Source organism: uncultured Caldilinea sp. (assembly GCF_937128415.1).
Taxonomy (GTDB): domain Bacteria; phylum Chloroflexota; class Anaerolineae; order Caldilineales; family Caldilineaceae; genus Caldilinea.
Genome location: NZ_CAKZMJ010000005.1, coordinates 1 through 6735 on the forward strand (window position 1 = coordinate 1; position 6735 = coordinate 6735).

The window sequence follows — 6735 nt, forward strand, 5'->3', positions numbered from 1 at the left end:
CGAGGATTTGGCTGACCGGGGAAGCGCCGCTACGCGCAGCGCCTACGGAGTGATGATGGTTTTCGGAGGTGCGGCTCCCAGCCGGAGGCCCTCACCCCCTGGCCCCCTCTCCCAAGGCTGGGAGAGGGGGAGAAGGAGCGCCGAGGATTTGGCTGACCGGGGAAGCGCCGCTACGCGCAGCGCCTACGGAGTGATGATGGTTTTCGGAGGTGCGGCTCTCAGCCGCACGTCCTCGGCAGGCCCAAAAATCGTGAGAAAAGCAAACAGGCCCTCACCCCTTCCATCCAGTTTCCTGAAAGTTTGCACGCCACGAGAAGGCGTCATTGAACTACGTAACCTGAGCGCGTAACTTGTCCTCGCAAGGCGCTCTCCCACCCAATCTCCCCGGAAACGCCGGACTTCTTTTCCGGCGCTCTTCCATCAGAAAATTCCCGACACAAATTGTTTTGGTTTTCCCGACTGACGACAGACCCGTTTCCAGCTATCATTTGTGACGAAATTCACAGATGGATGGCTGAACGATCGCCATGCGTCGCTGGGGGGAAACGCCAATGGAAATTCGCCTGTTGTTTGCAAGCCCAGATCCACAATCACAGACGCTCTTTCGTTCGTTGCTTGCTGCCGCTCTGGAACTGACGCCGCTGCAGGTGCGCGACGAGTGCGTGGACACCGTAGAGGCGTTGCTGAAGCGCACGGACGCCGCTGCAGACGACGTCGTTGTGCTGGATTGGCTCATGGCGGAAGCGGAGACGCCGGCGCTGGTCTCCACCCTGCTGGCGCGCAATCCCCAGCTCCGGATCGTAGCGCTGTTGCCGCATGGATATCGCCAGTATCGCCGCGAGGTCTGGCAGGCCGGCGCATGCAGCAGCATCGCCAAAGAAAACATGGAGCAGGAGTGGTTCTCCAGCGTGCTGTGCATCATGCATCGCGCCATGCAGCGCGAGGCGCGGCTGCACGCCTACTATCAGAAGCTACAGGCGGACAGAGAATTTCAAGAAGTTGCGCCTTGCTGCTCCTCCCAGCGATAAGCCGGGCGAACGACGTCTGTTGGGAATCAATCTGCGGTTAAACAGAGGAACAATTATGGGAAAAGTGCAACTGCAAATTTCACGACGAACCTTTTTAAAAGGGGCGCTGACCGGAAGCGCAGGCGCTGCGCTGGCGCTCGGTGCGCTGGAAGAGGCCGCCGCAGCCCCGTCGGGGAAGGGGGCGACGCCCTGGTATTACCGGGGAGAGATCAAGCGCGCTTACAGCGTTTGCGACATGTGTCCCTGGCGCTGCGGCGTGATTGTGCAGAGCGTCAACGGCCGCGTCTACAAGATCGACGGCAATCCCGCCGATCCGAAGAGTCGCGGCATGTTGTGCGCACGCGGTCAGGCGGGCGCCTCCTTCATGTACGACCCCGACCGTCTGCGCTCCCCGATGATCCGCATCGGCGAGCGCGGGGAAGGCAAGTTTCAGGAGGTGACCTGGGAGGAAGCGCTCGACGCAATGGCGCAGAAGTTGCTGGCGATCAAGGAGCAATATGGCCCGGAGTCGGTGGCTATCTTCGGCCACACCTCCGGCGAGTTCTGGTTCACCGATTACTTCGCTCAAGCATGGGGAACGCCGAACGCCAGCAAACCCTCGTCATCGCTGTGCACCAGCCCGCGTGAGGAGGCCTCGCTGCTGACGGTGGGCTTGCCGGTGGGCGGCCACGAGCCGGTGGACTGGGAGGGCGTGCGCTGCGTGACGCTGATCGGCAGCCACATCGGCGAAGACTCGCGCAACACAGTGATGCAAGATTTCACCAGAGCGTGGGCGCGTGGGGCGAAAGTCATCGTCGTCGATCCACGTTTTTCCAGCGCCGCGGCCAAGGCGGATTACTGGCTCCCCATCAAGCCGGGGACGGACACGGCGCTGTTGCTGGCCTGGATCAATGTCTTGATCACCGAGCATCGCTACGACGCCGAGTACGTGGCCGAATGGACGCAAGGCTTCGACAAGCTGGCGGCGCACGTCGCCGAGATGACGCCGGAGTGGGCGGCTGCGATCACGGAGCTGGACCCGGAGCTGATTCGTACAACTGCGCGCGTGATGGCCGAACACTTGCCACAGTCGGTGATCGTGCCCGGCCGCCATGTCACGTGGTACGGCAACGACACACAGCGCATGCGCGCCGTCTACATCATCAACGCCCTGCTCGGAGCATACGGACGCGAGGGCGGCATCTATTTCAACAAGTCGCCCTACATCGAGGCCTACCCGCACCCGCCTTTCGCCGTGGCGGGCAGCTCCGGCGGTTGCTCCGCCGAGCCAGGCGCCGAGAATGGCGAGCTGCCGGTCGGGCCTTCCGGCAAGGCGCGCGCAGACGGCGCTCGCACCAAGTTTCTGCGCGGCCCGACCGCCATGCAGGAGCTGATCGAGCCGATGATCACCGGCGAGCCATACCCGATCAAGGCGCTGATCGTGTACGGCGTCAACTTGCTCCACAGCATTCCGAACGTCCCGCGCACGATCGAAGCGCTCAAGAAGCTGGACCTGGTCGTCGCCATCGACGTGCTCCCGATGGAGCATGTGGCATGGGCGGACATCGTCCTGCCGGAGGCGACAATCTATGAGCGCTTCGAGGACGTGTGGACGGTCTCTCACAAGACTCCTTACATTGCGCTGCGCGAGCCGGCCGTCGAACCTTATGCGGACACCAAACCCGCCTGGTGGATGGCGCGAGAGCTGGGGCTGCGCGTCGGGCTGGAGAAGTATTTCAAATGGGAGACGGTGGAGGAGTTCGTCGCCACCCGCCTGCAAAGCATCGGCTACACCGTCGAGAAGCTACGCGAAGAAGGCGGCGTGATCGTCCAAAAGGGCAAGCCCTATCTGAGCGACTTCAAGGGCGCCTCGCCCTTCAAGACGCCCTCGGGCAAGATTGAGCTTTATTCTGAGGCGTTGGCTCTGGCCGGCCACGACCCGCTGCCCGTCTACACGCCGGTCGAAGAGCCGCCGCCCGGATGGTTCCGCCTGCTGTATGGCCGTCACCCGGTGCACACCTTCGCCAAGACGCAAAACACGCCGTTGCTCCATCAGCTGAATCCTGAGAACGAGCTATGGCTCAACGCCGAGGTGGCCGCCTCATTGGGCCTCAAAAACGGTGACCGCGTGTGGCTGGAGAATCAGGACGGCGCGCGCAGCGGGCCGATCAAGGTCAAAGCCACGCAGCGCATCCGCCCAGACGCAGTCTTCATGTCGCATGGCTTTGGGCACAACGCACCGGGTCTTTCGCTGGCCAACGGCAAAGGCGCCAGCGACGCAGCGCTGATCACCCGCTATGCGCTGGACCCGATCTGCGGCGGCGCCGGCATGCGCGTCAACTTTGTTCGCATTGTGAAGGAGGCGTAACTCATGGCGCTCTATGCTTTTCTGCTGGATCTGTCGCGCTGCATCGGCTGCGAAGCGTGCGCAGCCGCCTGTATAGCGGGCAATGAGCTGCCCGCCGGTGCGCAGTACATCCACCTGATCGAGCAGACGCACGGCGTCTTCCCCCACCTGACAGGCGGGTTCAAAAATCACCGCTGCTATCACTGCGCCGACGCGGCGTGCGTCAAGGTCTGCCCGACCGGCGCGCTCTACAAGGAGGACGGATTGACGCGGCTCAACCGGGATGTTTGCATCGGCTGCGCCTACTGCACCGACGCCTGCCCCTTCAACGTGCCGCAGATCGTCGACGGCCGCTCCAGCAAGTGCGACGCCTGCGCTGCGACGACGAAAGCGGGCGGCCAACCGTGGTGCGTGCGCACCTGCCCAAGCGACGCGCTGCGCTACGGCGAGCGTCGGGAAATTTTGGCGGAAGCGCATGCGCGGGTCGAGGCCATTCGAGCCCGCTACCCGAAGGCGCGCGTCTACGGCGAGGCGGAGGCGGGCGGCCTGGGCGTCGTGATCGTGCTGCCGGACGCGCCGGAAGCGTTCGACTTGCCCGCCAATCCGCAGACGCCGCTGTTGCTCGACGTCTGGCAGAAGGTCGTGCAGCCGGCGGCGGTCGGGTTGACCGGCCTCAGCGTCCTGGTGACCGGCGTGGCCGCCATCATCGCACGGCGCAATCATATGAAGGAGCTGGCGGAGTTGCGTGCGCAACAAGCCCAAACAGAACAAAATGCAGGTGCACAGGAAGGTGAGCGATGAATTTCTTCAGAAGTTGCGAGAACGCCAATCACAGCGAAGAAAAGCTGCTGCGCTATCGAGTGGGCCAACGCCTTGTCCATGCCGTGTTGGCGACTTCCTTCTTGATGTTGCTCTTCAGCGGGCTGATGGTGCTGTGGCCGCCGCTGTTGCTTTGGGTGCGATCGGTGGCGCCCGACATATCGCCGGGGCTGATCCATCGCATCGGCGCCGTGCTCTTCATGGCCGTGCCGATGCTGTACCTGCTCGTCGACCGCTGCGGCGCCCGACAGTTGCTCGTCGAGTCGTTCACCTATGACAAAGATGACATTGAATGGCTCAAGCACGCCTGGCGCTACTTCATGGGCCACGCCGTTGGGATGCCGCCGCAAGGGCGCCTCAACGCCGGTCAGAAGCTCCATCACGCCGGCGTCGTCATCTTCTCGGCGACGGTGGTCTTCTCCGGGCTGGCGCTCTGGTTTGCCAAGGGCTATCTCGGGCCGGCCGGACTGGCGTTGGCGGCGACGATCCACGGCCTTTCCATGCTGGTGTTGACGGTGTTGCTGGTCGGCCATCTCTACTTCACCTTCGTCTACAAGGCGCTCTCGGCGATGACGACCGGCTACGTTCCCAAAGAAGAGGCGATGATCGAGCATCCCAAGTGGGTGGAGGAGCTCGAACATCAATCGGCAAGCGGTAAATCTTTCTGATTCTTCCAATTCTCTTGAAAGAGGGGTAAAGAAGTATGTCCAAACGATTCGCTGCACTCCTTAGCATCTTGATGATTCTGGCATTGCTGGCGGGCGCCTGTGGCGGCGGCCAGCAGCCCACGCCGACGCCGGCGCCGCAGGCGGTGTTGGCTGAAGCGACCCCGACGCCGGCGCCGCCCACGCCGACGCCCGTTCCCACGGAAGCCCCCACCGAGGAAGCGGCTGCATTTGATCTGACGGCGGCGCTCAATGAATTCGCCTCCAACCTGCCCGAAGGCTGGATGGCGGTCGGCAAGCTCGACGACGTGAAGGCGCTCATCGAAAACAACATCTACCTGGTGGACGTGCGCGAGCCGAACGAATACGCCGAAGGCCACATCCCCGGCGCAGTCAACATCCCGATCCGCACGCTGGCTCAGAATTTGAACCAGATTCCTGCGGATCAGCCGGTGCTGATTTACTGCAAATCCGGCCATCGCGCCGGCATGGCGGTGGCGGCCTTGCGCCTGCTGGGGTATGACAACGTGCGCGGCTTCCCCGGCGGCTGGAACGCCTGGAGCAAGGCGGGCGAAGAGGTTTCGACAGAAAGCGCGCCGGCGGGCAGCTTTGAGGCGAAGGAGGTCAATCCGGAGATGCTGGCGGCGGTCGACGCTTTCTTGTCGGCGATTCCGGAGGGCTTCTACGCCATCGGGACAGTTGAGAAACTCCAGGAGGCCATCGACAACGGCGCCGTCCTGATCGACGTGCGCGAGGACTCCGAAGTGGCGCAAGGAGCGATCCCGGGCGCGCTGCACATCCCGCTGCGCACGCTGATCGCCAACCTCGATCAAATTCCCAAGGACAAACCGGTCGTCGCCTACTGCGCCTCCGGCTATCGTTCGGCGCTGGCCACCGCGATGTTGCAGATATTGGGCTACAACAACGTACGCGGATTCACGCCGGGCTACGGCGCGTGGGAGGCGGCGCAGGGTGAGTCCGGCGAAGTCCCCAAGGAGGTCGCCGCTGCGCTTACGTCCGACTTCAACGTCCTCGAGGTCGCCGACGCCTGGGTCAGCGCGCTGCCGGAAGGCTTCCTGGCGGTGGGCAAGCTCGATGCGTTCAAGGACATCCTCGAGAACACGCAGCCGGTGCTGATCGACGTGCGCGAGCCAGAGGAATACGCTGCAGGCCACATCCCCGGCGCCATCAACATCCCGATCCGCACGCTGACGCAAAATCTGGACAAGATTCCCGCCGACCGTCCGGTCTTCATCTACTGTCTATCGGGCCATCGCGCCGGCCTGGCGCTGACGGCGCTCGGTCTGCTCGGCTACGACAACGTCAAATCCTTCCCGCCCGGTTGGAAGGGGTGGAGCGCCGCCGGCGAGGAAGTTTCCACCGAAGCGGTGGAGCCGCCCCTCGTAACGCCGAAGGAAGTGGACCCGGAAATGCTGGCCGCGGTCGAAGAATTCCTGGCGAACCTGCCTGAAGGGTACTTCGCCCTCGGCACAGTGGAGAAGATGGTAGAGGCCGTCGACGCCGGCGCGCAGCCGATCGACGTGCGCGAGGCGAGCGAATATGAACAGGGGCACGTCGCCGGCGCGCCCAACATTCCGCTGCGCACGCTGGTCCAGAACCTGGAGAACATCCCGACCGACCGGCCCGTGGTCGTCTACTGCGCCTCCGGCCATCGAGCGGCAATTGCGACCGCCATCCTGCATCTGGCCGGACTGAACAACGTGCGCTCCTTCCCACCCGGCTACGGGGCCTGGGAGGCGGCTGGCGAACCGGTCGAATAGACGCCGCTGAACCTTCACCAAAACTGCATCGTCGTCCTTTTGTCACCCTGCCTCTACGTCATCAGGCAGGGTGACAAATTTTGGAGATACGCAGTCCGGCGACTTGGTCGGCGTCA

General features: G+C 63.5%; 5 protein-coding genes. All 5 read left to right on the forward strand.

Annotation, left to right across the window (positions count from 1 at the left end):
- Positions 1-551 precede the first annotated feature (551 nt).
- From Q0367_RS00355 to Q0367_RS00375, 5 genes are read left to right on the forward strand one after another with little or no spacing between them, the layout of a single operon-like run.
- Positions 552-1028, forward strand: a complete 477-nt coding sequence (locus Q0367_RS00355; RefSeq protein WP_297633170.1) for a response regulator — start codon at positions 552-554, stop codon at positions 1026-1028.
- A gap of 55 nt (positions 1029-1083) precedes the next feature.
- Complete coding sequence (locus Q0367_RS00360) at positions 1084-3375, forward strand: molybdopterin-dependent oxidoreductase (protein ID WP_297633168.1); 2292 nt, start codon at positions 1084-1086, stop codon at positions 3373-3375.
- A gap of 3 nt (positions 3376-3378) precedes the next feature.
- The gene (locus Q0367_RS00365; protein ID WP_298980564.1) at positions 3379-4155 is read left to right on the forward strand and encodes a 4Fe-4S dicluster domain-containing protein; all 777 of its coding nucleotides are present in this window, start codon (positions 3379-3381) and stop codon (positions 4153-4155) included.
- Complete coding sequence (locus tag Q0367_RS00370; protein ID WP_297633164.1) at positions 4152-4841, forward strand: formate dehydrogenase subunit gamma; 690 nt, start codon at positions 4152-4154, stop codon at positions 4839-4841. The genes Q0367_RS00365 and Q0367_RS00370 overlap by 4 nt, the downstream gene beginning before the upstream one ends.
- A gap of 35 nt (positions 4842-4876) precedes the next feature.
- Positions 4877-6619, forward strand: a complete 1743-nt coding sequence (locus Q0367_RS00375) for a rhodanese-like domain-containing protein (protein ID WP_298980567.1) — start codon at positions 4877-4879, stop codon at positions 6617-6619.
- The last annotated feature ends 116 nt before the right edge of the window (positions 6620-6735 follow it).

What these genes read in the sequence shown, in the direction of transcription:
- Q0367_RS00355 (WP_297633170.1), top strand. Translation starts at nt 552, where the DNA reads ATGGAAATTCGCCTGTTGTTTGCAAGCCCAGATCCACAATCACAGACG.
- Q0367_RS00375 (WP_298980567.1), top strand. Translation starts at nt 4,877, where the DNA reads ATGTCCAAACGATTCGCTGCACTCCTTAGCATCTTGATGATTCTGGCA.
- Q0367_RS00360 (WP_297633168.1), top strand. Translation starts at nt 1,084, where the DNA reads ATGGGAAAAGTGCAACTGCAAATTTCACGACGAACCTTTTTAAAAGGG.
- Q0367_RS00365 (WP_298980564.1), top strand. Translation starts at nt 3,379, where the DNA reads ATGGCGCTCTATGCTTTTCTGCTGGATCTGTCGCGCTGCATCGGCTGC.
- Q0367_RS00370 (WP_297633164.1), top strand. Translation starts at nt 4,152, where the DNA reads ATGAATTTCTTCAGAAGTTGCGAGAACGCCAATCACAGCGAAGAAAAG.